General features: G+C 39.5%; 22 protein-coding genes and 1 pseudogene. 14 read left to right on the top strand and 9 right to left on the bottom strand.

The features are described from left to right. Positions 1 to 16: 16 nt before the first annotated feature. Positions 17 to 208: a hypothetical protein gene (locus TZ90_RS04965; RefSeq protein ID WP_045611791.1), complete on the top strand. Its 192-nt coding sequence runs from the start codon at positions 17 to 19 to the stop codon at positions 206 to 208. 8 nt (positions 209 to 216) lie between these two features. Next, positions 217 to 1,269: a hypothetical protein gene (locus tag TZ90_RS04960; protein WP_045611790.1), complete on the top strand. Its 1,053-nt coding sequence runs from the start codon at positions 217 to 219 to the stop codon at positions 1,267 to 1,269. A 125-nt stretch (positions 1,270 to 1,394) separates the two neighbouring features. Here TZ90_RS04960 and TZ90_RS04955 read toward each other — a convergent pair whose 3' ends face one another. Genes TZ90_RS04955 through TZ90_RS10600 form a run of 3 tightly spaced genes read right to left on the bottom strand, consistent with a single transcriptional unit; the run spans position 1,395 to position 3,244 of the window. Further along, positions 1,395 to 2,210 carry a TIGR03943 family putative permease subunit gene (locus TZ90_RS04955; protein WP_045611789.1) on the bottom strand — a complete coding sequence of 272 codons (816 nt, stop codon included), beginning with the start codon at positions 2,208 to 2,210 and terminating at the stop codon, positions 1,395 to 1,397. Further along, positions 2,207 to 3,112, bottom strand: coding sequence for a permease (locus TZ90_RS04950; protein WP_045611787.1), 906 nt, complete (start codon positions 3,110 to 3,112; stop codon positions 2,207 to 2,209). Before TZ90_RS04950 ends, TZ90_RS04955 begins: the two co-directional genes overlap by 4 nt. Then, a complete protein-coding gene (locus TZ90_RS10600) occupies positions 3,113 to 3,244 on the bottom strand; it encodes an SPJ_0845 family protein (protein WP_004234728.1) in 132 nt (43 codons plus the stop codon). A gap of 155 nt (positions 3,245 to 3,399) precedes the next feature. Between TZ90_RS10600 and TZ90_RS04940 the strand changes: the two genes are divergently transcribed. From TZ90_RS04940 to TZ90_RS04925, 5 genes and pseudogenes are all read left to right on the top strand, one after another. Further along, on the top strand, positions 3,400 to 3,780 hold the full coding sequence (locus TZ90_RS04940) for a PBECR3 domain-containing polyvalent protein (RefSeq protein WP_045611786.1): 381 nt from the start codon (positions 3,400 to 3,402) through the stop codon (positions 3,778 to 3,780). A gap of 580 nt (positions 3,781 to 4,360) precedes the next feature. Beyond that, a pseudogene (locus TZ90_RS10705) lies at positions 4,361 to 4,488 on the top strand (DUF1919 domain-containing protein); the annotation flags it as partial. A 102-nt stretch (positions 4,489 to 4,590) separates the two neighbouring features. Next, positions 4,591 to 6,720 (top strand): Tex family protein, encoded by a 2,130-nt coding sequence (locus TZ90_RS04935; protein ID WP_045611785.1) that lies wholly within the window; start codon positions 4,591 to 4,593, stop codon positions 6,718 to 6,720. Next, positions 6,707 to 7,156, top strand: a complete 450-nt coding sequence (locus tag TZ90_RS04930; protein ID WP_000778597.1) for a SprT family protein — start codon at positions 6,707 to 6,709, stop codon at positions 7,154 to 7,156. Before TZ90_RS04935 ends, TZ90_RS04930 begins: the two co-directional genes overlap by 14 nt. Before the next feature lie 58 nt (positions 7,157 to 7,214). Further along, entirely contained in the window at positions 7,215 to 7,487 is a 273-nt protein-coding gene (locus TZ90_RS04925) for a PspC domain-containing protein (protein WP_001085044.1), read from the top strand. 99 nt (positions 7,488 to 7,586) lie between these two features. Here the strand turns inward: TZ90_RS04925 and TZ90_RS04920 are convergent, their stop codons facing one another. Further along, positions 7,587 to 8,237: an ABC transporter ATP-binding protein gene (locus tag TZ90_RS04920; RefSeq protein ID WP_000571617.1), complete on the bottom strand. Its 651-nt coding sequence runs from the start codon at positions 8,235 to 8,237 to the stop codon at positions 7,587 to 7,589. Between the two features lies 1 nt (position 8,238). Further along, a complete protein-coding gene (locus TZ90_RS04915; RefSeq protein ID WP_000821057.1) occupies positions 8,239 to 10,233 on the bottom strand; it encodes a DUF1430 domain-containing protein in 1,995 nt (664 codons plus the stop codon). Between the two features lie 444 nt (positions 10,234 to 10,677). Between TZ90_RS04915 and TZ90_RS04910 the strand changes: the two genes are divergently transcribed. Together TZ90_RS04910 and TZ90_RS04905 are read left to right on the top strand one after the other, a co-directional pair. Continuing rightward, positions 10,678 to 11,436 carry an ABC transporter ATP-binding protein gene (locus tag TZ90_RS04910; RefSeq protein WP_000173358.1) on the top strand — a complete coding sequence of 253 codons (759 nt, stop codon included), beginning with the start codon at positions 10,678 to 10,680 and terminating at the stop codon, positions 11,434 to 11,436. 1 nt (position 11,437) lies between these two features. After that, positions 11,438 to 13,426, top strand: a complete 1,989-nt coding sequence (locus tag TZ90_RS04905) for an ABC transporter permease (RefSeq protein WP_045611784.1) — start codon at positions 11,438 to 11,440, stop codon at positions 13,424 to 13,426. 42 nt (positions 13,427 to 13,468) lie between these two features. Here TZ90_RS04905 and TZ90_RS04900 read toward each other — a convergent pair whose 3' ends face one another. After that, a complete protein-coding gene (locus tag TZ90_RS04900; protein WP_045611783.1) occupies positions 13,469 to 14,164 on the bottom strand; it encodes a VIT1/CCC1 transporter family protein in 696 nt (231 codons plus the stop codon). A gap of 230 nt (positions 14,165 to 14,394) precedes the next feature. On the opposite strand from TZ90_RS04900, the gene TZ90_RS04895 reads away from it, so the two are divergent. Genes TZ90_RS04895 through ftsY form a run of 3 tightly spaced genes read left to right on the top strand, consistent with a single transcriptional unit; the run spans position 14,395 to position 17,297 of the window. After that, positions 14,395 to 15,186 (top strand): Cof-type HAD-IIB family hydrolase, encoded by a 792-nt coding sequence (locus tag TZ90_RS04895; protein ID WP_045611782.1) that lies wholly within the window; start codon positions 14,395 to 14,397, stop codon positions 15,184 to 15,186. Beyond that, entirely contained in the window at positions 15,186 to 16,004 is an 819-nt protein-coding gene (locus TZ90_RS04890; RefSeq protein ID WP_045611780.1) for a Cof-type HAD-IIB family hydrolase, read from the top strand. Before TZ90_RS04895 ends, TZ90_RS04890 begins: the two co-directional genes overlap by 1 nt. 3 nt (positions 16,005 to 16,007) lie before the next feature. After that, positions 16,008 to 17,297, top strand: coding sequence for a signal recognition particle-docking protein FtsY (gene ftsY / locus TZ90_RS04885; protein ID WP_045611779.1), 1,290 nt, complete (start codon positions 16,008 to 16,010; stop codon positions 17,295 to 17,297). A 45-nt stretch (positions 17,298 to 17,342) separates the two neighbouring features. On the opposite strand, the gene zwf is transcribed toward ftsY, so the two are convergent. From zwf to TZ90_RS04870, 3 genes are all read right to left on the bottom strand, one after another. Then, the gene (zwf, locus tag TZ90_RS04880; RefSeq protein WP_045611778.1) at positions 17,343 to 18,830 is read right to left on the bottom strand and encodes a glucose-6-phosphate dehydrogenase; all 1,488 of its coding nucleotides are present in this window, start codon (positions 18,828 to 18,830) and stop codon (positions 17,343 to 17,345) included. Between the two features lie 150 nt (positions 18,831 to 18,980). Further along, positions 18,981 to 19,721 (bottom strand): amino acid ABC transporter ATP-binding protein, encoded by a 741-nt coding sequence (locus tag TZ90_RS04875; RefSeq protein WP_045611777.1) that lies wholly within the window; start codon positions 19,719 to 19,721, stop codon positions 18,981 to 18,983. Further along, entirely contained in the window at positions 19,721 to 21,886 is a 2,166-nt protein-coding gene (locus TZ90_RS04870) for an ABC transporter substrate-binding protein/permease (RefSeq protein WP_045611775.1), read from the bottom strand. The genes TZ90_RS04875 and TZ90_RS04870 overlap by 1 nt, the downstream gene beginning before the upstream one ends. Positions 21,887 to 22,057: 171 nt before the next feature. Between TZ90_RS04870 and TZ90_RS04865 the strand changes: the two genes are divergently transcribed. Both TZ90_RS04865 and uvrB read left to right on the top strand, forming a co-directional pair. Then, positions 22,058 to 23,011, top strand: a complete 954-nt coding sequence (locus TZ90_RS04865; protein ID WP_045611774.1) for a CPBP family intramembrane glutamic endopeptidase — start codon at positions 22,058 to 22,060, stop codon at positions 23,009 to 23,011. Positions 23,012 to 23,087: 76 nt separating this feature from the next. Next, the gene (uvrB, locus tag TZ90_RS04860; protein WP_045611772.1) at positions 23,088 to 25,076 is read left to right on the top strand and encodes an excinuclease ABC subunit UvrB; all 1,989 of its coding nucleotides are present in this window, start codon (positions 23,088 to 23,090) and stop codon (positions 25,074 to 25,076) included. The last annotated feature ends 4 nt before the right edge of the window (positions 25,077 to 25,080 follow it).

Here is a 25,080-nt window from a genome sequence, read left to right as displayed (position 1 = left end):
TAATAAGAGGTTGTAAATGCAAACGCAAGAAGAAATGAATGTACTGGTACCTGAAAAATTAGCAGAAATAAAGCCGATTAAGTCAATTCAAGATTATATTTTAGCTAATATCCAAGAGTTTGATGCCTATGTTCAAAGCGTTACTGACGTCAAGAGAAACTGGAAAGCTCTAAATCAATTTTTTCTTGAAGAATTAGGGCATGACTGAGGTTGTTTATGGGTAAATGGACATGTAAATGCGGGCAAGCGATGAACGACCATAGGTCGCCCGATTCAAATGCTTATTCAGTATACTCGGATGAGTTGTTAGTAGAAATCATGAATAAAAAAGATGGTAATGATTCAATTTCTTATGAAGACATTTCAGAGGCGTCATTTTATATGTGGAAGTGTCCTAAATGCGGTAGTTTCATGGTTTTTGGCGAAGACGGAGATGCAGATCGCTTTACTTTTTATGAACGCCAAGAAGTTGAAAAGGTCGAGCCTCTCTTTGATCCAGATCAAGAGTTAAATCTTGTTGTGGTTGAGTTTCAGGAGGGAGGGAATGGCTATACTTATATCTGCGATGACCCAAATATCCATATTGGGCACGCTGTTATTGTCCCAGTAGGGAAGGAAAATACTGAAAAAACTGCTTTCGTTGTGCAGAAGTATCATGCCCTACCAAAGGATATCACTTTTCCTGTTGAAAAGTTAAAATGTGTCATTCGTAGGTATTCATATTTCGACCCATTTACTTCGAAAATCGTTTGTAGAAATTTAATTAAGCTGGGAAGAATTCTTGATGTTTGCTCTAAAAACGCTAAACCTAACTCTCAGCAAACATATTACGTTATCAAAACTCCCTTAGGCTATTTCTGGTTAGAATTAAATGGAGTTCCGATTCCAATGAAAATCACACAGATTCAAGTCAGCGATAAAAAGTACCAAGTAGACAGCGCCTTTTATATAAAGCCTTCAGAGATTAACTGTAGAAGATTCTATGAACTGGAGTTGTGTGCTGATTTTGATATTGATGCCTCGAGATGGATCGATGTTCTCTCGGATGAAAACGTTTGGGGCAATAGCTGGGAACTAAATGGCCTTCAATTTGGTATTACTGCTGGGGAGTCTCCAGAATTTGAAGACGAAGTTGTTGCAAGAAAATATAGTCGTATTCCACTTTACTATGACTGGCACCCTGAATTTGAAGATTATTATGGATTCAGCTTAGCTTGGAAAAAATACGAGTCTGATAGCGATTTGTCAATAGATTTTTATACAACATAAGAAAGTTATAAAACATCAAAAATGACATCTTACTATAGACTATTTAATAAAAAACGAACAGGCTCTTTTTCTGTCATTCAGAAGAGAACTTGTTCGTTTTGTTTTTTATGGATTTAGTTTGCTTTTTAAAATACGCGATACACATAGGGATTTTCTGGTTTATCGACTTTGGTAAAGCTGTCGATTTCCAAGGTTGGGAGGTTTTGTTTGAGTTCTTTATGATAGTGATTGACTAGTTTTCCTTTGGCTGTTATCCAGGTGTTATTCTCATACTGACGGGTATTTCCCTTGGTCAGCAATCCATAGACACCTGAATCTGCGATACAGTGAATAATGCCGAAGCGGAACAAAAATTGGCTATTGGCATGACTGGGGTCGTTATAGACAAATCCTGTGAACTGGACTGTCTTGCCCTCAAACTCATCTGGATAGTCGTAGATAGCCTCCATGACTTCCATATAGTTTTCGTTGGTGATCTGAATACTATCTTGGGACAAGTATTTATCCGCCGCAGTTCGCATCTCCTTTTCATAGGCTGTTTTTGAAAAATAAGAACTGGTATCTGGTTTCAAATATTGGCTTGTCGTCCCTTCACTTGTCTGAATGGCTTGATCCGTGCCTTCTGATAAGGGGAATTGATAGCCTTTGGCAGAAACGGTCTGAGAATCCAAGCTAACAGTTGGAAAAGTTAAACCGACGACAATTGGAATGGCAAGAAGAGCAATACTAGTTCCTTTAGATAATCGGCTATTCAGATGACTGTGGGTTTTGACTTGCTTCATCCAGATATACAGCTGGACGATTGCCAAGATAAAGGAAAGCACCATGGAAATATAGGCCAGATAGGAATAGTGCATGTTGATGTACTGGTTTAATTTGCCGGACAGATGGAGATAAATAGTCAATTCAAAATAGCCAGCTAAAACTAAAAATCGAATCATAGGACGACTCCAATCAAGAGAGAATATACTAAGACAACGAGTGTCACAATCGTAATGAAGTGACTGATAAATCGTGCTTTCAAGTAATTTTTCATCATGAGAATATTTTTGATATCCAGCATTGGGCCAATTACGAGAAAGGCCAAAACTGGTGCTAAGCCGAAACTCGAGAGAAGAGAAGATCCGATAAAAGCATCAGCCTCACTACAGAGAGAAAGAAGAAAGGCTAAAATCATCAAGAGCAGGATGGCAAAAAGAGGGGTTGCACTGATAGAGGTCAGAATCCGTGTCGGAACATAGACCTGTATAACAGAGGCAAAGAGACAGCCAAATACCAAATAACGCCCCGTATCAAAAAATTCATCAATGGCCTGCACAAAGACCTGAAAAACTTTTTTTGCAGAGCTCAAGTGAGAAAAATCATGCTCATGACAAGCCAACCGATCTTCTTTTTGAATCGGTTCTTGCCAGAAAAATCCTAGAAAAATCCCAAGTATCACAGCCACAACGATGGAACCCAGAGCTCGCAATAGGGCGATATGGAAGGAGTTGCCAAAGGCAGAATAGGTCGCAAAGAGAACAATGGGATTGATAACAGGTGCTGTCACAAGAAAGGGAACGGCTGTGTAACTGGGAACCTTTTTTTCCAGAAAACGATTGATAATGGGGACGATTCCACATTCACAAGAAGGGAAAAGCATCCCGACAAAGGTCCCAAAAAAGATTCTCCCCCAACGATTTCGAGGGAGAAAATGATAAACCTTTTCAGGTGTGATATAAACCTCAATCAGCCCTGAAACAATACTTCCTATCAGAACGAAGGGTAGGGCTTCAATGATTATAGAGAGAAAAATAGCCCCAGTCTGAAGCACGCTAGATGGGAGTTGTTGGAAAGCAGTCATCTAGTTTTTCTTTTCTGCTTTAGCTTTTTTCTCTTTGTCATCAGGGAAAGTGACTTGCTTCAAATCTGGGAGTTTAGCAAACTCTTCAAACATCTTGTCCAAGTCGTCCGTTTTTGTAAATTTTACAGCCATAGGTGTACCTCGATTCTAAATTCTACCTCTATTATACTATTATTTTGAGGAAAAGTGAAAAGTTAAAATTGAGTATCTAACGAATAATAGAGCGTGATATATCCAAATATACACTATGATTATGATATAATAATTGTGAAATAACGGAGGAAATGATGGAACATAAAAAGATCGGTCAGGTAACTGACGAAGTAAAAGAAATTTTTAATATTGTTCTTGAAGCTAGTGATATTAAAGTTAACAAAGAAGGTTTAAGAAGTCATATGTTGAAACGGCATCATAATGATGTGATTCATCATATCGAAGATCTGGAACTCATACTAAGGAACCCAGATTTCGTCGGGGTCAATCCACGAGAGAAAGATGCTAGTTTTGAATATGTAAAAAGATTTGATAATAATGTTCTTGTTGCGATTAAGTTACATAAAAGTGGCGATTTCTTTTATGTTCCGACCATGTATCGTTTACAAGATTACAAGTTACAAGGTCGTATTAAGTCTGGTAGATTGAGAAAACTTGACAAAAAAAGTAGATAGTGCTAGAATAATATTAAAGAAAGACATTTGAGGGCAGAAAGGTTCCTGCCGCACCTTGAAAAAGGTATCTGAGATGCTGGGTACACCGACCAGCCAAGTGTCCGTTATTTCAAAGGAGGGAGCTTAATGCTCCTTTTTTGTTTAAAAATTTCAAAAAAGATTACACTCACCGCAGGCTCAGGCTTGCGGTTTTTTTATTTTTCAAAAACACGCATTTTGGACGATTAGAAACAGAAATCTAAATGCTATTCTTCACCACAACAATTAGGATAAATAATTTTTAACACGAGGGCTCTCCTTTCACCAAATTTGAGTCTGCCGATCCCTTGGCTATCCTTTCCTTTCACAAACGAGTCGCTTATTCAATTATAAGTTTACGTGCTCCTAGTCACAGTCAGTTGTGCTTGATGGAAAGAATGACACCTATAAAAATGCGAGGTAGTGACTATACCACTCACTTATTCACCTCCCCGTGATTTGTAGTAGTGATAGGCTTTCTCGCTATTATTATAAAACAAAATAAAGAGCACAACGCTTTTTAATTCTGTGTTGTGCCTTGAGTGAAACGAAAGGAATTAATTATAAAAGTTTAAAAAGTCAATGTGTTATTCCAGGTCAGGAACATCTTCCAGAACTGGCTATTATGTCTGATCCATTAAATACTTTTGATGCCATGGAGTGGTTAAAAAAGGTGGCAATGCTCTTTAAGTGCAAGTTATTGCGCTGTAGCATATAAATCTATTCCCTACATATTTTTTTAAATGTTCTACGAGTTAATTTGAAACGTTTAGCTTGTGGTATAATAGATTCATGGATAAAAAATATGAAAAAATCTCCCAGGATTTGGGAGTGACTTTAAAGCAAATTGATACCGTTCTAAGTTTGACAGCTGAAGGAGCGACTATTCCCTTTATCGCGCGTTATCGCAAGGACATGACTGGTAGTCTGGATGAGGTGGCAATTAAGGCCATTATCGACTTGGATAAAAGTCTGACAAATCTCAACGACCGTAAGGAAGCTGTTTTAGCTAAGATTCAAGAACAAGGCAAGTTGACCAAGGAGCTGGAAGAGGCAATCTTAGCTGCAGAAAAACTAGCAGATGTTGAAGAGCTCTATCTTCCATACAAGGAAAAACGTCGGACTAAGGCAACCATTGCTCGTGAAGCTGGACTCTTCCCTCTTGCTCGCTTGATTTTGCAGAACGTAACTGACTTAGAGAAGGAAGCTGAAAAGTTCGTCTGTGAAGGATTTGAGACTGGTAAGGAGGCCTTGGCTGGTGCAGTTGATATCTTGGTCGAAGCCTTATCGGAAGATGTCAATTTACGTGCTCTAACTTATCAGGAGGTGCTGAGACACTCCAAACTCACTTCTCAAGTCAAGGATGAAAGTCTTGATGAAAAGCAGGTCTTTCAGATTTACTATGATTTTTCTGAGACCGTTGGAAATATGCAAGGCTATCGTACTTTAGCCCTCAATCGTGGGGAGAAGCTAGGTGTCTTGAAGGTCGGTTTTGAACATGCAACGGACCGTATTCTTGCCTTCTTTGCTGCTCGTTTCAAGGTGAAAAATGCCTATATTGATGAAGTCATTCAGCAATCTGTTAAGAAAAAAGTCTTGCCTGCTATCGAGCGCCGTATTCGTACAGAATTAACTGAAAAGGCAGAAGAAGGAGCTATCCAACTCTTTTCTGACAATCTGCGCAATCTCCTCTTGGTTGCTCCACTGAAAGGGCGCGTGGTTCTTGGATTTGACCCAGCCTTTCGTACAGGTGCCAAGCTAGCGGTCGTGGATGCAACAGGGAAAATGCTGACAACTCAGGTCATTTATCCTGTCAAACCAGCGTCAGCTCGTCAAATCGAAGAAGCTAAGAAAGATCTGGCAGACTTGATTGGTCAATACGGTGTAGAGATTATTGCCATCGGAAATGGGACGGCCAGTCGTGAAAGTGAAGCCTTTGTGGCGGAAGTTCTTAAAGATTTTCCAGAAGTCAGCTATGTCATCGTAAATGAAAGTGGTGCTTCTGTCTATTCTGCAAGCGAACTTGCTCGTCAGGAGTTTCCAGACTTGACCGTTGAAAAACGCTCTGCCATTTCTATCGCCCGTCGTTTGCAAGATCCTCTTGCGGAATTGGTCAAAATCGATCCTAAGTCAATCGGTGTCGGTCAGTACCAGCATGATGTCAGCCAGAAGAAACTGTCTGAAAGTCTAGTTTTTGTCGTGGATACCGTAGTTAACCAAGTCGGTGTCAATGTCAATACGGCTAGCCCAGCCCTCCTTTCACACGTAGCTGGACTCAATAAAACCATTTCTGAAAATATTGTCAAATACCGCGAGGAAGAAGGAAAAATCACTTCACGCGCTCAAATCAAGAAGGTTCCTCGTCTTGGTGCCAAGGCTTTTGAGCAGGCTGCTGGTTTCCTTCGTATTCCTGAAAGTGACAATATCCTTGATAATACAGGGGTTCACCCAGAAAACTATGCTGCAGTTAAGGAACTCTTCAAACACTTGGACATCAAGGATCTGAATAAAGAGGCCCAAGGCAAACTCAAGTCCCTATCAGTCAAGGATATGGCGCACGAACTGGATCTTGGCCCAGAAACTCTTAAAGATATCATTGCAGATCTTCTCAAACCAGGTCGAGATTTCCGTGATTCCTTTGATGCACCTGTGCTTCGCCAAGATGTCCTAGATATCAAGGATTTAGTGGTTGGTCAGAAGCTAGAAGGTGTTGTGCGTAACGTCGTTGACTTCGGTGCCTTCGTTGACATAGGGATTCACGAGGACGGCTTGATTCATATTTCCCATATGAGTCGCAAATTTATCAAACACCCAAGCCAAGTGGTGTCCGTTGGTGATTTGGTGACCGTTTGGGTCAAGAAAATCGATACTGAACGTGAAAAAGTCAATCTGTCGCTCCTCGCTCCAAATGAAACTGACTGATTACGTTAAGCAGGTTTCACTAGAAGACTTCGGCAGACCTTTTATCCATCATGTCCAGTGGAATTCTCGTCTACGTTCGACAGGTGGGCGATTTTTCCCCAAAGATGGGCATTTGGATTTTAATCCCAAGGTTTATCAGGAATTGGGGTTGGATGTTTTTAGGAAAATTGTCCGACATGAACTCTGTCATTATCACCTCTATTTTCAAGGGAAGGGCTATCAACACAAGGATAAGGATTTTAAGGAACTGTTGAAAGCAGTGGATGGATTACGCTTTGTACCAACCTTGCCAAATAGCCACTCTAAACCACTCAAGCTCTATCGTTGTCAATCCTGCCAGCAAGCTTATCATCGCAAGCGAAGGATTAATACCAAACGCTATCGCTGTGGACTTTGTCGAGGTAAATTGCTTCTGATAAATCAGCCTGAGGACTGATGAAAGCCGAGCCTACCTGTGATATACTATGTTTAACATAGCAGAAAGAGGAAATATCATGAACAGTAAATTTTATAAAATGAGACGAAATCGCATGATTTCAGGAGTTTTGGCAGGTCTGTCAGACAAGTGGAATTTTGATGTTACCCTTGTTCGTTTTCTATTTGCTATTTTTACAGTCGCAAACTTTGGACTTGGCGTGATTATCTATATCATCCTAGCTTCTATCATGCCTACCAAGGAAGAAATCGAAGCAGAAATGTACGGAACAGGCCCACGTAAACGCAAAGAAGCTCAAGCCATTGACGATAATGAAGGCTGGTTTTGGTGAGGTTTAACAGGAAATATTTATTATTTGCACTATTTAAAAGAAGTGACATAAATGACTGAAAATCCCTTGTTGCTATTTAGCGACAAGGGATTTTGGTATTTAATTATAATCTGTTTCGTCTTTAGAAAGACGAATTACCTGATCAGCCATTTTCCAAATACTAGGATTGTGAGTTGCGATGATAATTGTTCTATTTGCATTACGAAGTTCAAGGAGAATTTCCATAATTTCCTTAGAATTTTTAGGATCTAGTGAGGCGGTTGGTTCATCAGCTAGAATTAAAGGAGGATTTTTTAGGATAATCTTGGCAAGTGCTACGCGTTGAGCTTCACCACCAGATAATTCATAGATTTTTTGGTTGAGACTTAGATAATCCAGTCTTACAGCTTGCAGTGCTTGAAGAAGAAGTCTCTCTTTTTCTTGTTTCTTGTTCTTTTTTTTACCAATCATTCCCAGCTCAAGGTTTTCTCGAATGGTCTGACTTTCTAATAGTCCAAAGTTCTGGAAGAGATAGCCAAGTTCGTTACGATAAAATTCCTCATTTTTTACTGAAGTCAAAGGATTTCCTTTGTAAAATATTTCCCCTTTATCGAAAGTCTCTAGTTTTGCTAGCATATTCAGCAAAGTGGTTTTGCCACAACCACTATCTCCTATCAAAGCATACACCATACCACTTTGAAAATTAAGACTCAAGTCTGAAAAAATGACACGAGAACCAAATTGTTTCCAAATATGTTGTAATTCAATCATACTATCCTCCTTTGATGATGCTAGCATAAGTTTTACTTTCCTTTTTATCACAGATTTTCAATAGAGAAACAGCTAATCCTGAAAAACTGAGAAATAAAATCAGGGTAATCCAGATATTCTTAGAAATAATGAAAGCTAGACTACTTCCGACAAAGAGAGCTATTATTTGAGAAGTGATATATCTACAGTGTAATTCAAAGAAATAATACCCAGCTATTTTTTTCAAGAATATGGTTTTGCGAAAGGCTTCAAAATAGAGTAGGTTTAAACTTGTAAAAAGTAAAATTGAAGTCAAGATAGCAAAAATACCACTCGCTAAATTACTATAAATTTCGATTTTAATTTTTTGATTTAACTGGAGGTAGGTCTCTCTAGCAAAGGATAATCCTGAAATCATAGGATCAAGTTGATAGTACTTCAAAAGTTCTTGTGTTTGCTGTAAATCGGTAAAATAGAGATATTCTAGATTCGTAAACCAAAATATAGAAGAATCTTTTCCAAGTGCCTTAGGAGAAACTACGATAAAAATAGGGGTTGACAACCATTGATCATAAGAAATATGGGTAGTATTATAAATGAATACATCTTTTTTTTGATCAGTATAAGTTATACTAACTTCGACTCTATGCTTTGTATCACTACTGTATAATCGATTAGTTAAATCTTCTTGTATGTTTGGTTTTATTTGTTCCTCATTTTTCTTTTGTTCTTGAGGTAGTATTACAAGAACCTGTCCATCTTTTAGATTATTGATTTTTTTAAAGGTTTCTGATGTTAACTCTATACCTTCTTTTTTGAAGTAGTCAGGTGTTACATAGAGAATATTTTTCCCTTCCAAGTCATAGGGATTTTGTTCAGAATCATTATGAGTTGAAAGAGAATGCTTTATAGCTTGAATAGCGAGATTATGTTTGACTAAAAAGGCATTTCCATTTTCTAAAGAATATTGAATAAAGTCAAACCATTTATTAGCATTCATTTTGAGTTCATCTATATTTTTTCTTTGACTTGAACGACCTGTTTGAAGATTAACAATATTGGAGTGTTGTTTCCAAGTAGCTTGTCCAGCCTCATTTTTCATAAATATATGATGATAAATGGACAAGCGCCCAAATCCTACAATAACTAATAAGATAGACAGAGCTTGACCAAAGTAAAGAATACGTAAAATTGACTTAATTGGTAATTTTCCTTTAATGATAGAGATAAGATGAACTCTTTTCAAAGAAATAGTAAAAAGAAAAGCGATGAGAAGACTTAGCAAGAGAAGCAGGCTATTATAAAAAATAAATAGTATTACTAAAAAAGTCTGAATTTCATAAGGATAGCCTAGGTAAATTACTAAAACACTAGCTATTAGGGAAGCAGGCAAGCCGAAAAGAAGGATATCAAGTCCGTCTCTTATGATAGAACGAAAGAAGAGATTTCTGAGACGTTCTCCATTAATCAGTCTTATTCCTGATTGAGAGAGAGATTGAATCTGTCCGATAACAATAAGTGATAAAAAGGTTAATAAAAAAATGAAAAGACTAGTAAGTTGATTGGGTTGGGCAATGAGGGTCAATACGAAGGAGACTCTATTATTTTCAAATGTGTTAACTTTTTCTAGTCCAAGTTGTTTAAGGTGAATAGCTAATTCTTGATTTGTTAGCGATCCACTGATAATATTGTAATTGTTGAGAAGATTACTTTTATTGATACTTTCTTGACTTGCTTGAGGCATCCAGTCTGGAAGTTTCCCATCTCCAAAAACTTCGTAGTAAGTTTGTGATTTTCCATCACTATCTACTTCCCAAATGGTTCTTGCGATAAGACTATTATGTTCTTTAGCAAGACTATTTAATTTTTCCTTAACGATAGAATAATCTGCTTGCCCGCTTAATACTGCTGCACCTGGGAAAAGGGTTTGTGGAAGAGAGTCTTTCCAAAAGGACAAAGCACCAATCAGAAAGAGTGCCAGAAGAAGATTGCTGATGAAGAGAAATATACGTTTCATAGGAACCTCTTTCTAAAAAAGAGGGAGATCAACCTCCCTCTTCATTGCAGTTATGCGAATTATAGCTTACTACTTTTTAAAATAAGCACTAAAAAACTAAAGTTTTACAAGGTATCGAAGAAAACCCTTTCACAATTATATTTTACTCCTTTTTTAAAAATAAAACAAGTGATGATAGGACTTCGTATAGTAGATATTTTCAAAAAATTCCCCAATCTTACAAAAATGTAAGATTAAAGTCTCTTTTGTAAGGTTAGGTTATGGCAAGCGGTCTTTTTTTGATGTAAACTAGACTCATAAAGAACAAAGGAGTAACATCATGAAACAAATCTTACATAAGAAAACTAGAAAACCAAGCAATAAAGATATCGAGCGTGTTCAGCTGGGATGCGCTATGATGCAAGCAACATTTCATTTGATGGGATATTAAGAAAGGAGATTCTCATGACACTTTTAGATGTAAAACACGTTCAAAAAATTTATAAAACTCGTTTTCAGGGCAACCAAGTAGAAGCTCTCAAGGATATTCACTTTACCGTCGAAAAGGGTGACTACGTTGCTATCATGGGTGAGTCCGGTTCTGGTAAATCAACTCTTCTCAATATTCTAGCTATGCTGGATAAACCAAGTCGTGGGCAGGTTTACTTGAATGGAACTGACACTGCAACTATTAAAAATTCACAGGCTTCTAGCTTCCGTCGTGAAAAGCTGGGCTTTGTCTTCCAAGACTTTAACTTGCTAGACACTCTCTCTGTAAAAGACAATATCTTGCTTCCGCTTGTCTTGTCAAGAAGACCTATTACGGAGATGATGAAGAAATTGGTGGTGACAGCTGAGAATCTAGGCATCAACCAATTGCAAGAGAAGTACCCTTACGAGATTTCTGGTGGTCAGAAACAGCGTGTGGCAGTAGCCCGTGCCATCATCACAGAACCTGAAATTCTCCTTGCGGACGAGCCAACAGGTGCCCTTGATTCCAAGTCCTCTGCAGCCTTACTTGATGTATTTGATGAAATCAATGAGCGCGGCCAAACCATTCTCATGGTAACCCACTCAACAGCAGCAGCTAGCAGGGCTAAGCGCGTGCTCTTTATCAAAGACGGCATTCTTTACAACCAAATCTACCGTGGAGAGAAGACAGAGCGTCAGATGTTCCAAGAAATCTCTGATACCTTGACTGTCATGGCAAGCGAGGTGAATTAGTATGTTTCGATTAACCAATAAGTTAGCGGTATCGAACTTGATTAAAAACCGCAAACTCTACTATCCTTTTGCGCTGGCTGTTCTCTTGGCAGTCACCGTGACCTATCTCTTTTACTCTCTAACCTTTAATCCTAAGATTGCGGAAATTCGTGGAGGATCCACCATTCAAGCTACTCTTGGATTTGGTATGTTTGTCGTCACCCTTGCGTCAGCCATAATCGTACTCTATGCCAATAGTTTTGTTATGAAAAACCGTTCCAAGGAACTGGGAATTTATGGCATGTTGGGCTTGGAGAAGCGTCATCTTATCAGTATGACCTTTAAGGAGTTAGTGCTATTTGGGATTCTAACTGTTGGAGCGGGTATCGGTATTGGAGCCTTGTTTGACAAGTTGATTTTCGCTTTCTTGCTCAAGCTAATGAAATTGAAGGTTGAACTGGTCGCTACCTTTCAAATGAATGTTGTCATTGCAGTACTTGTTGTCTTTGGTTTGATTTTCCTAGGCCTCATGTTCCTGAATGCCCTTCGAATCGCCCGTATGAATGCCCTTCAGCTCTCTCGTGAGAAAGCAAGCGGTGAGAAAAAAGGTCGTTTCCTACCTCTACAAACTATTCTTGGTTCCATAAGTTTAGGGATTGGATATTATCTTTCCCTTACTGTAAAAGATCCTCTTACAGCCTTAACAACTTTCTTCCTAGCTGTTTTGCTGGTTATTTTTGGAACCTATCTCTTGTTCAATGCAGGTATTACAGTCTTCCTACAAATCTTAAAGAAAAACAAGAAATACTATTACCAACCTAATAACCTCATCTCTGTTTCCAACTTGATTTTCCGTATGAAGAAAAATGCGGTTGGACTAGCAACTATCGCAATTTTGTCAACAATGGTTTTGGTAACCATGTCAGCAGCTACTAGTATTTTCAATGCCTCAGAAAGCTTTAAAAAAGTCCTAAATCCTCATGATTTTGGGGTTTCAGGGCAAAATGTTGAAAAAGAAGATTTGGACAAACTCTTGAGCCAGTTTGCAAGTGACAAAGGTTATAAGATTAAAGAGAAAGAAGTGCTTCGTTATACTTACTTTGGTGTTGCAAACCAAGAAGGAAATAAGTTAACACTTTTTGAAAAAGGACAAAACCGTGTCCAAGTCAAAACAGTTTTTATGGTATTTGACCAAAAAGATTATGAAAATATGACTGGTCAAAAACTGTCTCTATCAGGAAATGAGGTCGGACTCTTTGCCAAGAATGAGGGAGTTAAAGAACAGAAAGCTCTAACTCTAAATGATCATCAATTTTCTGTAAAAGAAGAATTCACTAAAGATTTTATTGTAAACCATGTTCCAAATCAGTTTAATATTTTGACTTCTGATTACAATTACCTTGTTGTACCTAATTTACAAGCCTTTTTGGACCAATTCCCAGATTCGGCTATCTATAATCAGTTTTACGGTGGTATGAATGTAGGTATCAGTGAAGAAGAGCAACTCAAGGTCGCTGAAGAATATGAAAAATACTTACAAAAGTTTAATGCTCAATTAAACACTGAAGGTAGCTATGTGTATGGTAGCAATCTAGCAGATGCTAGTGCTCAAATGAGTGTTCTCTTTGGCGGTGTCTTCTTTATTGGTATTTTCCTATCCATTATCTTTATGGTCGGAACCGTTCTGGTCATCTACTACAAACAAATTTCTGAAGGATATGAAGACCGTGAACGCTTTATTATCTTGCAAAAAGTCGGTTTAGATCAAAAGCAAATCAAGCAAACCATCAACAAACAGGTTTTAACTGTTTTCTTCCTTCCTTTGCTTTTTGCCTTCATACATCTAGCCTTTGCTTACCATATGCTTAGTCTGATTTTAAAAGTGATTGGTGTAATAGATACGAATATGATGTTGATTGTGACCTTGTCTATCTGCGCTATCTTCCTCATCGCCTATGTGCTGATTTTCATGATTACTTCAAGAAGTTATCGCAAGATTGTCCAAATGTAAAAAAAGATACCTCGACTTCAAAATCGAGGTATTTCTTGTATTCTAAATGCTGAAAAGTTGTCCGAGCAGGAAGGTAACTCCCATGGTCAAGAGACCAATAGCAAGGTTCCGAATCATAGCTGTTTTGGTTGGGGCTTTTCCAAGTTTGGCACTAGTGTAACCAGTGAGAAGAAGGGCCACACCGACGATAAGGACAGTAACAGGGATGCGGTATTCACTTGGGAAAATGGTAATTGAAAGCATGGGTGGTAAGCTACCAAGGAAAAAAGAAATAAAGCTAGAAATGGCAGCGTGCCAAGGATTGGTAAATTCTTCATACTCAATCCCATATTTTTCCTCTACCAAAGCCTTGAGTGGATTTTTAAGAAAGGCTTTGTTGGTGAGAAGTTGGGCTGATGTTTCACACTCACCATTTTGAATATAGGCAGCATAGAGGGACTTTTTGGCTAATTCCATATCTTGGTCTAGCAAGAGTTGCTCACGCGCAACGGCTGCTTCCTCGGTATCTTTTTGAGTTGAAACGGACACATATTCTCCACCTGCCATTGAAAAGGCACCAGCTAAGATAGCCGCAAAACCTGATAAAAAGATAATCCAGATATTGCTTGTAGCACTGGCAACCCCGATAACCACACCAGCAATGGAAATAATCCCATCGTTGGCACCAAGAACACCCGCACGCAGGATATTTAAACGACCTGCAAAATTTGAATCGATTTCGTGATTTGTTTCTGACATATTATTCTCCTTTTTATCCAGTATAAAGGAAAAATATAGGGAAATCAATCTTTTAAAAGTATCTGAAAAAAGTTGCACGATTTTAATTTTACGAGCTTTTTTAAAAGATAGAAACAGCACTAGCTAGTAGAGAAGGATAAAAGAGAAGCAAAGCTGATAGACTAGTCCTTTTTCTACTTATCTATGGTATAATAGGAGGTAGATTTACTAATCGGAGTAAGAAAGATTTTATGATTAAACTAGTAGCAACGGATATGGACGGAACCTTCCTAGATGGGAATGGACGCTTTGATATGGACCGCCTCAAGTCTCTCTTGGTTTCCTACAAGGAAAAAGGGATATACTTTGCGGTGGCTTCGGGGCGCGGATTTCTATCCTTAGAAAAATTATTTGCTGATGTTCGTGATGATATTATTTTCATTGCGGAAAATGGAAGTTTGGTAGAATATCGAGGTCAAGATTTGTATGAAGCGACTATGTCTCGTGAGTTTTATCTATCAACTTTTGAAAGGCTGAAAACTTCACCTTATGTAGATATCAATAAACTGCTCTTGACGGGAAAAAAGGGAGCTTATGTTCTAGATACGGTTGATGAGACCTATTTGAAAGTGAGCCAGCACTATAATGAAAATATCCAAAAAGTAGCGATTCTGGAAGATATTAAAGATGACATTTTCAAATTTACGACCAACTTCACAGAAGAAACGCTTGAACCTGGGGAGGCTTGGGTCAATGAAAATGTCCCTGGTGTTAAGGCCATGACAACTGGCTTTGAATCTATTGATATTGTTCTGGACTATGTCGATAAGGGAGTGGCCATTGTTGAATTAGCTAAAAAACTTGGTATCACAATGGATCAGGTTATGGCTTTTGGAGACAATCTAAATGACTTGCATATGATGCAGGTTGTGGGACATCCTGTAGCTCCTGAAAATGCACGACCTGAAATTTTAGAATTAGCAGAGACAGTGATTGGTCACCATAAGGACCAGTCGGTTATAGCTTATATGGAGGGCTTATAATGGCAGATATAAAATTGATTGCATTGGACTTGGATGGAACCTTGCTGACTACTGAAAAAAGGCTGACGGATCGTACCAAGGCAACCCTGAAAGCTGCGCGTGACCGTGGTATCAAGGTCGTATTGACCACTGGTCGTCCCTTAAAAGCTATGGATTTCTTTCTCCATGAGCTAGGGACTGACGGTCAGGAAGATGAGTATACGATTACCTTTAATGGTGGATTAGTTCAGAAAAATACAGGTGAAATCCTTGATAAGACAGTTTTTTCATATGATGATGTGGCACGCTTGTATGAGGAAACAGAGAAATTATCACTGCCTCTTGATGCCATCTCAGAAGGGACAGTTTATCAAATCCAATCGGACCAAGAAAGTCTTTATGCCAAATTCAATCCAGCTTTGACCTTTGTTCCAGTGGACTTTGCAGACTTGTCTAGTCAAATGACCTACAACAAATGCGTGACTGCCTTTGCTCAAGAACCCTTGGATGCAGCCATTCAGAAGATTTCTCCAGAATTGTTTGACCAATATGAAATCTTTAAATCACGTGAAATGTTGCTAGAGTGGTCACCAAAGAATGTTCATAAAGCAACAGGTTTGGCAAAACTGATCAGCCATCTTGGAATCAACCAAAGCCAAGTCATGGCATGTGGTGACGAGGCCAATGACCTCTCTATGATTGAATGGGCAGGGCTCGGTGTTGCCATGCAAAATGCTGTTCCTGAAGTTAAGGCAGTCGCAAATGTGGTAACTCCAATGACCAATGATGAGGAAGCTGTCGCCTGGGCTATCGAAGAATATGTGCTAAAGGAGAACTAAGATATGGGATTATTTGACCGTCTATTCGGAAAAAAAGAAGAACCTAAAATCGAAGAAGTTGTAAAAGAAGCTCTGGAAAATCTTGATTTGTCTGAAGATGTTGAGTCTTCTCTTACAGAAGCTGAGGAACTTCCTCAAGAAGATGCAGAAGTTGAAATTGTTGAACAAGCTGAGCTCCAAGAAGATAAAATCCAAGACACAGTTGAAGAAAGTATTGATTCAGGGTCAGTTGTAGAAGTTTCTCAAGAAGAAGTCGAAGAATTGCCAAACTCAGAAGAAGTCACAGAGGAAGAGAATACTGAGCTCCTAGAGACTGTAGAAGAAAATAGTTCTGAAGTTCTTGAAGCAGAAAGGTCTCAAGTAGAAGAAACTGTTCAGGAAAAATATGACCGCAGTCTCAAGAAAACTCGTACAGGCTTCGGTGCTCGCTTGAATGCCTTTTTTGCTAATTTCCGCTCTGTTGACGAAGAATTTTTCGATGAACTGGAAGAACTGCTCATCATGAGTGACGTTGGTGTCCAAGTCGCTTCTAATTTAACAGAGGAGCTACGCTACGAAGCCAAGCTTGAAAATGCCAAGAAACCTGATGTACTTCGCCGTGTCATCATTGAGAAATTGGTTGAGCTTTATGAAAAGGATGGCAACTACGATGAAAGTATTCACTTCCAAGATGGCTTAACAGTCATGCTCTTTGTCGGGGTTAATGGTGTTGGGAAAACAACTTCTATCGGAAAATTGGCCCACCGCTACAAACAAGCTGGTAAGAAGGTCATGTTGGTTGCGGCAGATACCTTCCGTGCTGGTGCCGTTGCCCAATTAGCAGAATGGGGACGCCGTGTGGACGTTCCAGTTGTGACTGGACCTGAAAAAGCTGATCCAGCCAGTGTGGTTTTTGATGGCATGGAACGAGCTGTAGCAGAAGGAATTGATATTCTTATGATTGATACTGCTGGTCGTTTGCAAAATAAGGATAACCTTATGGCTGAGCTGGAAAAGATTGGTCGTATCATCAAGCGTGTTGTTCCAGAGGCACCCCATGAAACCTTCTTGGCTCTGGATGCATCAACAGGTCAAAACGCTCTTGTACAGGCCAAAGAATTTTCAAAAATCACGCCATTAACTGGAATTGTCTTGACTAAGATTGATGGAACTGCTCGAGGTGGTGTTGTTCTAGCCATCCGTGAAGAACTCAATATTCCTGTAAAATTGATTGGTTTTGGTGAAAAAATCGATGATATTGGAGAGTTTAACTCAGAAAACTTTATGAAGGGTCTCTTGGAAGGCTTAATCTAATCAGAAGCAAAAATCCTGCAAGGTACAAACTTGCAGGATTTTTTGTTATTCTAAACGGCCATCTTGACGATAGGCGATATCTGGTTGCCAAGTCCATTTGGCACCGAATTTTTCAAGTAAGTCAAAGCTAGCTTGAGGTCCCATGCTTCCAGCTTTATAGTCATGAAGTGGGGCACCATTTTCAGCCCAGAGTTCTTCGATTCGGTCAATCAATTTCCACGACGCACCAACTTCATCCCAGTGGCTAAAGTTAGTTGAGTTGTTATTTAGGACATCATAAATCAATTTTTCGTATGGTTCTGGAGAGGCACCAGTTGCGGTCGCATCTGTACGGTAATCCAGTGAGTTAGGAGCCAAGTTGAATTCTTCTCCTACCTGCTTCCCATTTAGGCTAAGAGAGAAGCCTTCTGTTGGTTGGATATAGATGGTCAAAATATTTGGAGCAAGTGGTTCTCCAAATATAGAATCCATTTGTTTAAAGACGATGTTGACATGAGTTCCTTTTTCAGTTAGTCGTTTACCAGTACGGAAGAAGAAAGGAACACCACGGAAGCGATCGCTGTCTACAAAGAAGGCACCAGATGCAAAGGTTTCTGTTGTAGATTCTGGATTTACATTTGGCTCGCTACGATAAGAGATGTATTTCATGCCATCAATCTTACCTGAACGGTATTGACCACGGATAAAGTATTCTTTAAGTTCTTCATCAGTTGGGTGATAGAGGTTTTTAAAGACCTTAATCTTCTCAGCACGAATCTCGTCTTTTGTGAAGCTTGCTGGCTTGTCCATGGCAAGGAGAGAAAGAAGTTGCAAAGTATGGTTTTGTACCATGTCGCGGAGGGCACCAGATTCATCATAATAGCCACCACGTTCTTCTACACCCAATCGCTCCGCAAAGGTAATTTGAACATTGTCAATAAAGTCCTTGTTCCAAACGTTTTCAAAAATCAAGTTTGCAAAGCGAACTGCAAAAATGCTTTGGATCATTTCCTTACCAAGATAATGGTCGATACGGAAAATTTGTTCTTCGTCAAATGTTGCTAGGAGCTCGTCATTCAACTTGCTTGCAGTTGCGTAATCTGTACCAAATGGTTTTTCAACGATTAAGCGTTCAAAACCTTTACCGTCAACAATGTTTTCAGACTTGAGGTGTTTTGCGATGGTTCCAAAGAACTGAGGTGCCATAGACAAGAAGAAGAGCTTGTTGTGTTCAGCTTGGTACTTGTCATTTAGTTCAGCCTGCAATTGACGCAAAGCAATGTAGTGTTCTGTATCGTTGACATCATGACTTTGATAGTAGAAGTGACTAGCGAACTCTTGAGCCTGTTCGGTACTATCTGCCAAATCAAGGATGGATTCGACGACAACAGATTCAAAATATTCCTTGCTCCAAGGACGACGGGCAGTTCCAATAACGGCAAAGTGCTCGGAAAGATTGCCGGATTTATATAGTCTAAAAAGGGAAGGGTAGAGCTTGCGTTTAGCCAGGTCTCCACTCGCACCGAAAATTGTAACAATAACCTTAGATGACATCTAGCTACCTAATTTCTATTTTTATTCCTAGTCTTGCTAGGTATGAGGAAATCTCATTTCATAAATTTAATTCTAACATAATTTTCCGAAAAATCAAAAAATCCAATACGAGATAGAAAAAAACTGCAAGGAAATCCTTACAGTTTGCGTTTAGACGTTTAAGACCTTGTCCAAGAAATCTTTCAGACGTGGGTGTTGTGGGTTATCAAAGATCTGATCAGGTGTTCCGTCTTCAAGGAATTCACCGTCTGCAGTAAAGATAACGCGGTTGGCAACCTGACGGGCAAATCCCATCTCATGGGTTACGATAATCATGGTCATGCCTTGTTTAGCCAAGTCTTTCATAACGTTTAGTACGTCTCCGACCATTTCAGGGTCAAGGGCAGAAGTTGGTTCATCAAAGAGCATGATGTCTGGATTCATTGCTAGTCCACGAGCGATAGCCACACGTTGTTTTTGACCACCGGATAGGCTATCTGGGTTAGCATTAGCTTTATCTGCTAGTCCAACCTTTTCAAGCAACTCCATCCCCAATTTCTCAGCTTCTTCTTTGGTCATTCGTTTGTGTTCAATAGGAGCAAAAGTGATATTCTCTAGAACAGACATGTGTGGGAAGAGGTTGAAGTGTTGGAACACCATTCCGATATTTTCACGGACATGGTCAACATTGGTTGTTTTTTCAGTTAAGTCATAACCGTTCACAGTGATGTGACCGCTCGTAACTTCTTCTAGAAGATTGAGGCTACGGAGGAAGGTTGACTTACCAGAACCCGAAGGGCCGATGATACAAACAACATCTCCTTCATAGAACTTAGTCGTGATTCCTTTTAAAACCTCATTTTTTCCATAATGCTTGTGTAAATCATTTACATCAATTTTTAATTTTGCCATTAACGAATCCTCTTTTCTAAGCGTTTCGCTAGTCTAGTCAAAAGTGTGATAATTACAAGATAGAAGATAGCAAGGATTGCATACATCTTGAAACTTTGGTAGTTACGGGCGATGATAATCTTACCAGTTTGGAAGAGTTCAACCAAACCGATAGCAGATACGATGGTTGTATCTTTAAGTGCGATAACGAATTGGTTGACAAAGTTTGGCAACATCAATTTAGTTGCTTGTGGCAAGATAATCTTACGCATGGTTTTTCCATAAGAAATCCCCAAGCTTCGGCTGGCTTCCATTTGACCAACCGGAACAGCCTGAATACCACCACGAACGATTTCAGCGATATAAGCGGCTGCATTGAGTGAGAGGGCGATAGTACCAGCTACGAAGTCGTTAATTGGGCTTTGTTGGCCTGTGATAGACTCGATGAAGTTTGGAATTCCCCAGAAGATGAAGGCTGCAAGAATCATCAAAGGAATACCACGGATAACGTCAACGAAAATCTCAGAGATCACACGAAGAGATTTGTAGGGGCTAACGCTAAACATACCGAAGATAATTCCGATAACAATAGCAATAGCAAATGAGATAAGAGCTAGAGCAAGAGTGATACCAAGACCGCTAAGGAGTTGTTTGTAGTTGTTTTGAAGCAAGCCCCAGATAGTTGTTTCGTCAACAGTGCTTGTTGAAGTAGTTGAAGATTCGCTAGCTAGGTATTTATCAAGAATCTTTTGGAATTCTCCGTTTGCTTTAAGGTTTGCAAGTCCGTTGTTGAACATTTCAATCAATTCTGGATTTGTGCCTTTTTTAACGGCAAAGGCTGTTTCTCCGATTGGACTTCCAGGGATTGGTGTTTTCAATTTTTGTCCTTGGCTGATAGAATATTTGAGAACAGGTTCATCATCCATAACGGCATCAATGGCACCAGTGTTTAAACTGTCATACATTGAAGAACCATCAGCAAAAGTTTTGATTTTGTAACCGTATTTGCTTTGATTTTCTGTTAGGAAGGTTTGAGAGGCAGTTCCGTTTTTAACACCAACTGTCTTTCCTTTTAAATCTTCATAAGAAGCAATGGTGCTTGATTCTTTGACACCAAGGATTGTATTAGCAGTGTAGTATGATTCTGAGAAGTCAAAAGTTGCCTTACGAGCATCTGTGACAGACATACCAGCAATGATACCATCAGCTTGTCCAGCTTGAACAGCACTGATAGCGGCATCGAAACCAGGATTGGTGATTTCAATTTCAAAACCTTGGTCTTTAGCGATTGCCTTAATCAAGTCCATATCAATACCAGTAAATTGGTTACTTGAGTTTTGGAACACAAAAGGTGCAAAAGAAGAATCACTGGCAATGATGTATTTAGCTTTAACAGGAGTTGCTTTTAGGCCTGCTGCAGTAGTTGTGGTTGGCACTGCTGAAGATGATGAAGCGGTCCATTTCTTGATGATTTTGTCAAGACTACCATCTTTTTTCATTTCAGCCAAGGCTTGGTTAAATTCAGTGACTAGGTGCTCGTATTTGCTTCCTTTTTTAACACCGAAAGCAAAACTTCCTACAGCTTCACCATCCATTTCAATATGGAGGTCTTGACCTTGGTTAATGGCATATTCGATAACAGGTTTGTCATCCATCATGGCATCGATAGCACCAGCACTCAAGCTGTTGTTCATCAAATCACTAGTGTCAAATGTTTTAATAGTAAACCCGTATTTATCTTTGATTGTTTCAAGAAAACGTTGAGCAGCAGTTCCGTTTTTAACACCAACAGTTTTGCCAGTTAATTGGTCGTACTTGCTAATTTTGTGTGCCTTTGTAGTTGCAATGACAACTTTTGTATCATAGTAAGTATCAGACATGGTGAAGACTTTTTCACGTTCTTTCGTCTTTGTCATCCCTGCCATGATAGCGTCAGCTTGACCAGCTTGAACCGCATTGACCGCTGCGTCAAATCCAGGATAGGACATCTGAATGTTCCATCCTTTAATCTCAGCGACTTTGTTAATAATGTCAACATCAATTCCTTTATAAGTTTGATCTGAATCTTTAAACTCAAAAGGTGCGTAGGCGGTATCAGACACAATCTTAATCGTCTCTGCTTTCGCAATACCTAATGAGAAAATTGGGAATAAAATTAGCAAAAATGCTAGAAATTTTTTCTTCATTTTTAGTCTCCTTTTCCGAATATTTTCCCATTATATCAGAAAAAGTAAAAAAAGGCAAATTTTTATATTTTTGTGTCAGAAAATATAACATTGATTTTTTCTTTTCTTCCTTGAATTGCTATTAAAAACTGCTATAATAATAGTATATATAGAAGAAAAGAGGACAGGGATATGAAGAACAAAAGAATATTTAAAGACTTCCAAGCTTCAAAAATGAGTTTAAACATTTACACAAGCCCCTTGTTAGCCTTTGCTTTTGTCTTCATAGGAGAGTTTGTGGCTTATACTCTGTATGGTATTAGTTTGTTAGCTCTCATCGGACTTGCTAGAAATTTTGGAGAGGCTGGTCAAAATCTTGCAATCTACTTGCAGACCTTGCATCAGAGCTTGATGGATAAAACAAGTGACTTTCATTTAATTTTAGAATTGCTGGCCTTTGGTTTTATTATCAACACTGTGTTCAGATGGACTAAAAAAGTTGAGAAAAGACCTATTCGAACTTTGGGATTTTATAGAGAAAATTTCCTCAGAAATCTTCTGAAAGGATTTGGTCTAGGTTTAGCGCTTTTTCTTCTGACCTTGTTAGGTTTGGTAGCATTAGGGCAATATCGTTTGGAATCCATTCACTTGAATCCTTATTCGCTTACCTTTGTTGTCTTTACTATCCCATTTTGGATTTTACAGGGGACAGCAGAAGAAGTGGTATCTCGTGCTTGGCTCCTTCCTCAATTGGCTTCAAGAACCAATTTAAAACTTGCTGTTGTCATATCTAGCATATTTTTTACCCTGCTTCATATGGGGAATTCTGGCCTAACCCCTCTATCTCTAGTGAATCTCTTTTTATTCGGAGTCGCCATGGCTCTTTACCTTCTCAAAACTGATACAGTTTGGGGTGTTGCAGGTATTCATGGAGCTTGGAATTTCGCACAGGGTAATCTCTTTGGGATTTTAGTTAGTGGTCAGCAGTCAGGAACGTCTTTGATGACCTTTTTACCACAAGGCAATCAAGACTGGCTGTCAGGTGAATCTTTTGGAATTGAAGGTTCTATCATGACAAGTCTAGTCTTGCTACTGCTGATTCTCTACCTCGTCTATCAATTAAAGAAAGAAAATGAAAGGATGTGACTTCGATCCGTCCTTTTCTTCGTGAAAATGCTATAAGTATGCTAAAATAGGAATAGCATATCGAGAGAGGATTCTTATGATCAATCGTATTACAGATAATCAATTTAAACTAGTATCAAAATACCAACCTTCAGGAGATCAACCACAAGCTATCGAGCAGTTGGTTGATAATATCGAGGGTGGAGAAAAAGCTCAGATTCTGATGGGAGCGACCGGAACAGGGAAGACCTATACCATGAGTCAAGTCATTTCCAAAGTCAATAAACCAACTCTGGTTATTGCCCACAATAAAACTCTAGCAGGCCAGCTCTATGGAGAATTTAAGGAATTTTTCCCTGAAAATGCTGTTGAGTACTTCGTATCCTACTATGATTATTACCAACCTGAGGCCTATGTCCCTTCTAGCGATACCTATATTGAAAAGGATAGCTCTGTCAATGATGAGATTGACAAACTTCGTCACTCAGCGACTTCAGCCCTTCTGGAGCGTAATGATGTTATCGTCGTAGCTTCCGTTTCTTGTATCTATGGTTTGGGTTCGCCCAAGGAATACGCTGATAGTGTCGTTAGTCTCCGTCCAGGCCTTGAAATTTCTCGTGATAAACTCTTGAATGACTTGGTCGATATTCAGTTTGAGCGAAATGATATTGATTTCCAACGGGGAAGATTTCGCGTTCGTGGGGATGTAGTGGAGATTTTCCCAGCCTCTCGTGATGAGCATGCCTTTCGAGTAGAATTTTTTGGAGACGAAATTGACCGTATCCGTGAAGTTGAAGCGCTGACGGGTCAGGTCTTGGGAGAAGTGGATCATTTGGCGATTTTCCCAGCTACTCACTTTGTGACCAATGACGACCATATGGAAGTTGCTATTGCCAAGATTCAAGCAGAATTAGAAGAGCAGTTAGCTGTCTTTGAGAAGGAAGGTAAATTGCTTGAAGCCCAGCGCTTGAAACAGCGGACAGAGTACGATATCGAAATGCTGCGTGAGATGGGCTATACTAACGGGGTTGAGAACTATTCACGTCACATGGATGGACGGAGTGAGGGCGAGCCTCCTTATACGCTTCTCGACTTCTTCCCAGATGATTTTTTGATTATGATTGACGAGAGCCACATGACCATGGGGCAAATCAAGGGCATGTACAATGGAGACCGTTCACGTAAAGAAATGCTGGTTAATTATGGTTTCCGTTTGCCGTCAGCTCTGGACAATCGACCTCTCCGTCGGGAGGAGTTTGAGAGTCACGTTCATCAGATTGTTTACGTTTCAGCGACACCGGGCGACTATGAAAATGAACAGACGGAGACAGTGATTGAGCAAATCATTCGTCCGACAGGGCTTTTGGATCCTGAGGTGGAAGTCCGTCCGACTATGGGACAGATTGATGATCTCTTAGGTGAAATCAATGCCCGTGTTGAAAAGAATGAACGAACCTTTATCACAACCTTGACCAAGAAAATGGCAGAGGACTTAACCGACTACTTCAAAGAAATGGGCATTAAGGTCAAGTACATGCACTCGGATATCAAGACTTTAGAGCGGACAGAGATTATCCGTGACCTGCGCTTGGGTGTCTTTGATGTCTTGGTCGGAATCAACCTCCTCCGTGAAGGAATTGACGTTCCTGAAGTGAGCCTCGTAGCGATTCTCGATGCTGACAAGGAAGGTTTCCTTCGTAACGAACGTGGACTCATCCAGACCATTGGTCGTGCTGCTCGTAACAGCGAAGGGCATGTCATCATGTATGCGGACACGATGACTCAGTCTATGCAACGTGCCATCGATGAAACGGCACGCCGTCGCAAAATCCAGATGGCCTATAATGAAGAGCATGGTATCGTGCCACAAACCATTAAGAAAGAAATTCGTGACTTGATTGCCGTGACTAAGGCAGTTGCTAAGGAAGAAGAAAAGGAAGTTGACATCAACAGCCTCAACAAACAAGAGCGCAAAGAACTAGTCAAGAAACTTGAAAAACAAATGCAAGAAGCCGTTGAAGTGCTTGACTTTGAACTAGCAGCTCAGATTCGGGATATGATGTTGGAAGTCAAGGCGTTGGATTAGAATA

Origin of the sequence: Streptococcus mitis, from assembly GCF_000960005.1 — a bacterium.
Lineage (GTDB): Bacteria > Bacillota > Bacilli > Lactobacillales > Streptococcaceae > Streptococcus > Streptococcus mitis_CK.
The sequence above is the reverse complement of the archived record's forward strand: the minus strand, read 5'-3'. Positions and strand labels throughout refer to the sequence as shown.

Excerpts from the sequence above, each read along its gene's own strand:
- TZ90_RS04935 (WP_045611785.1), top strand. The coding sequence starts at position 4,591 with ATGGATAAAAAATATGAAAAAATCTCCCAGGATTTGGGAGTGACTTTA.
- uvrB (WP_045611772.1), top strand. The coding sequence starts at position 23,088 with ATGATCAATCGTATTACAGATAATCAATTTAAACTAGTATCAAAATAC.
- TZ90_RS04950 (WP_045611787.1), bottom strand. The coding sequence starts at position 3,112 with ATGACTGCTTTCCAACAACTCCCATCTAGCGTGCTTCAGACTGGGGCT.
- ftsY (WP_045611779.1), top strand. The coding sequence starts at position 16,008 with ATGGGATTATTTGACCGTCTATTCGGAAAAAAAGAAGAACCTAAAATC.
- TZ90_RS04870 (WP_045611775.1), bottom strand. The coding sequence starts at position 21,886 with ATGAAGAAAAAATTTCTAGCATTTTTGCTAATTTTATTCCCAATTTTC.
- TZ90_RS04895 (WP_045611782.1), top strand. The coding sequence starts at position 14,395 with ATGATTAAACTAGTAGCAACGGATATGGACGGAACCTTCCTAGATGGG.
- TZ90_RS04915 (WP_000821057.1), bottom strand. The coding sequence starts at position 10,233 with ATGAAACGTATATTTCTCTTCATCAGCAATCTTCTTCTGGCACTCTTT.
- TZ90_RS04920 (WP_000571617.1), bottom strand. The coding sequence starts at position 8,237 with ATGATTGAATTACAACATATTTGGAAACAATTTGGTTCTCGTGTCATT.
- zwf (WP_045611778.1), bottom strand. The coding sequence starts at position 18,830 with ATGTCATCTAAGGTTATTGTTACAATTTTCGGTGCGAGTGGAGACCTG.
- TZ90_RS04890 (WP_045611780.1), top strand. The coding sequence starts at position 15,186 with ATGGCAGATATAAAATTGATTGCATTGGACTTGGATGGAACCTTGCTG.
- TZ90_RS04865 (WP_045611774.1), top strand. The coding sequence starts at position 22,058 with ATGAAGAACAAAAGAATATTTAAAGACTTCCAAGCTTCAAAAATGAGT.
- TZ90_RS04955 (WP_045611789.1), bottom strand. The coding sequence starts at position 2,210 with ATGATTCGATTTTTAGTTTTAGCTGGCTATTTTGAATTGACTATTTAT.
- TZ90_RS04960 (WP_045611790.1), top strand. The coding sequence starts at position 217 with ATGGGTAAATGGACATGTAAATGCGGGCAAGCGATGAACGACCATAGG.
- TZ90_RS04905 (WP_045611784.1), top strand. The coding sequence starts at position 11,438 with ATGTTTCGATTAACCAATAAGTTAGCGGTATCGAACTTGATTAAAAAC.
- TZ90_RS04875 (WP_045611777.1), bottom strand. The coding sequence starts at position 19,721 with ATGGCAAAATTAAAAATTGATGTAAATGATTTACACAAGCATTATGGA.
- TZ90_RS10600 (WP_004234728.1), bottom strand. The coding sequence starts at position 3,244 with ATGGCTGTAAAATTTACAAAAACGGACGACTTGGACAAGATGTTTGAA.
- TZ90_RS04910 (WP_000173358.1), top strand. The coding sequence starts at position 10,678 with ATGACACTTTTAGATGTAAAACACGTTCAAAAAATTTATAAAACTCGT.
- TZ90_RS04900 (WP_045611783.1), bottom strand. The coding sequence starts at position 14,164 with ATGTCAGAAACAAATCACGAAATCGATTCAAATTTTGCAGGTCGTTTA.
- TZ90_RS04925 (WP_001085044.1), top strand. The coding sequence starts at position 7,215 with ATGAACAGTAAATTTTATAAAATGAGACGAAATCGCATGATTTCAGGA.
- TZ90_RS04930 (WP_000778597.1), top strand. The coding sequence starts at position 6,707 with ATGAAACTGACTGATTACGTTAAGCAGGTTTCACTAGAAGACTTCGGC.
- TZ90_RS04965 (WP_045611791.1), top strand. The coding sequence starts at position 17 with ATGCAAACGCAAGAAGAAATGAATGTACTGGTACCTGAAAAATTAGCA.
- TZ90_RS04940 (WP_045611786.1), top strand. The coding sequence starts at position 3,400 with ATGGAACATAAAAAGATCGGTCAGGTAACTGACGAAGTAAAAGAAATT.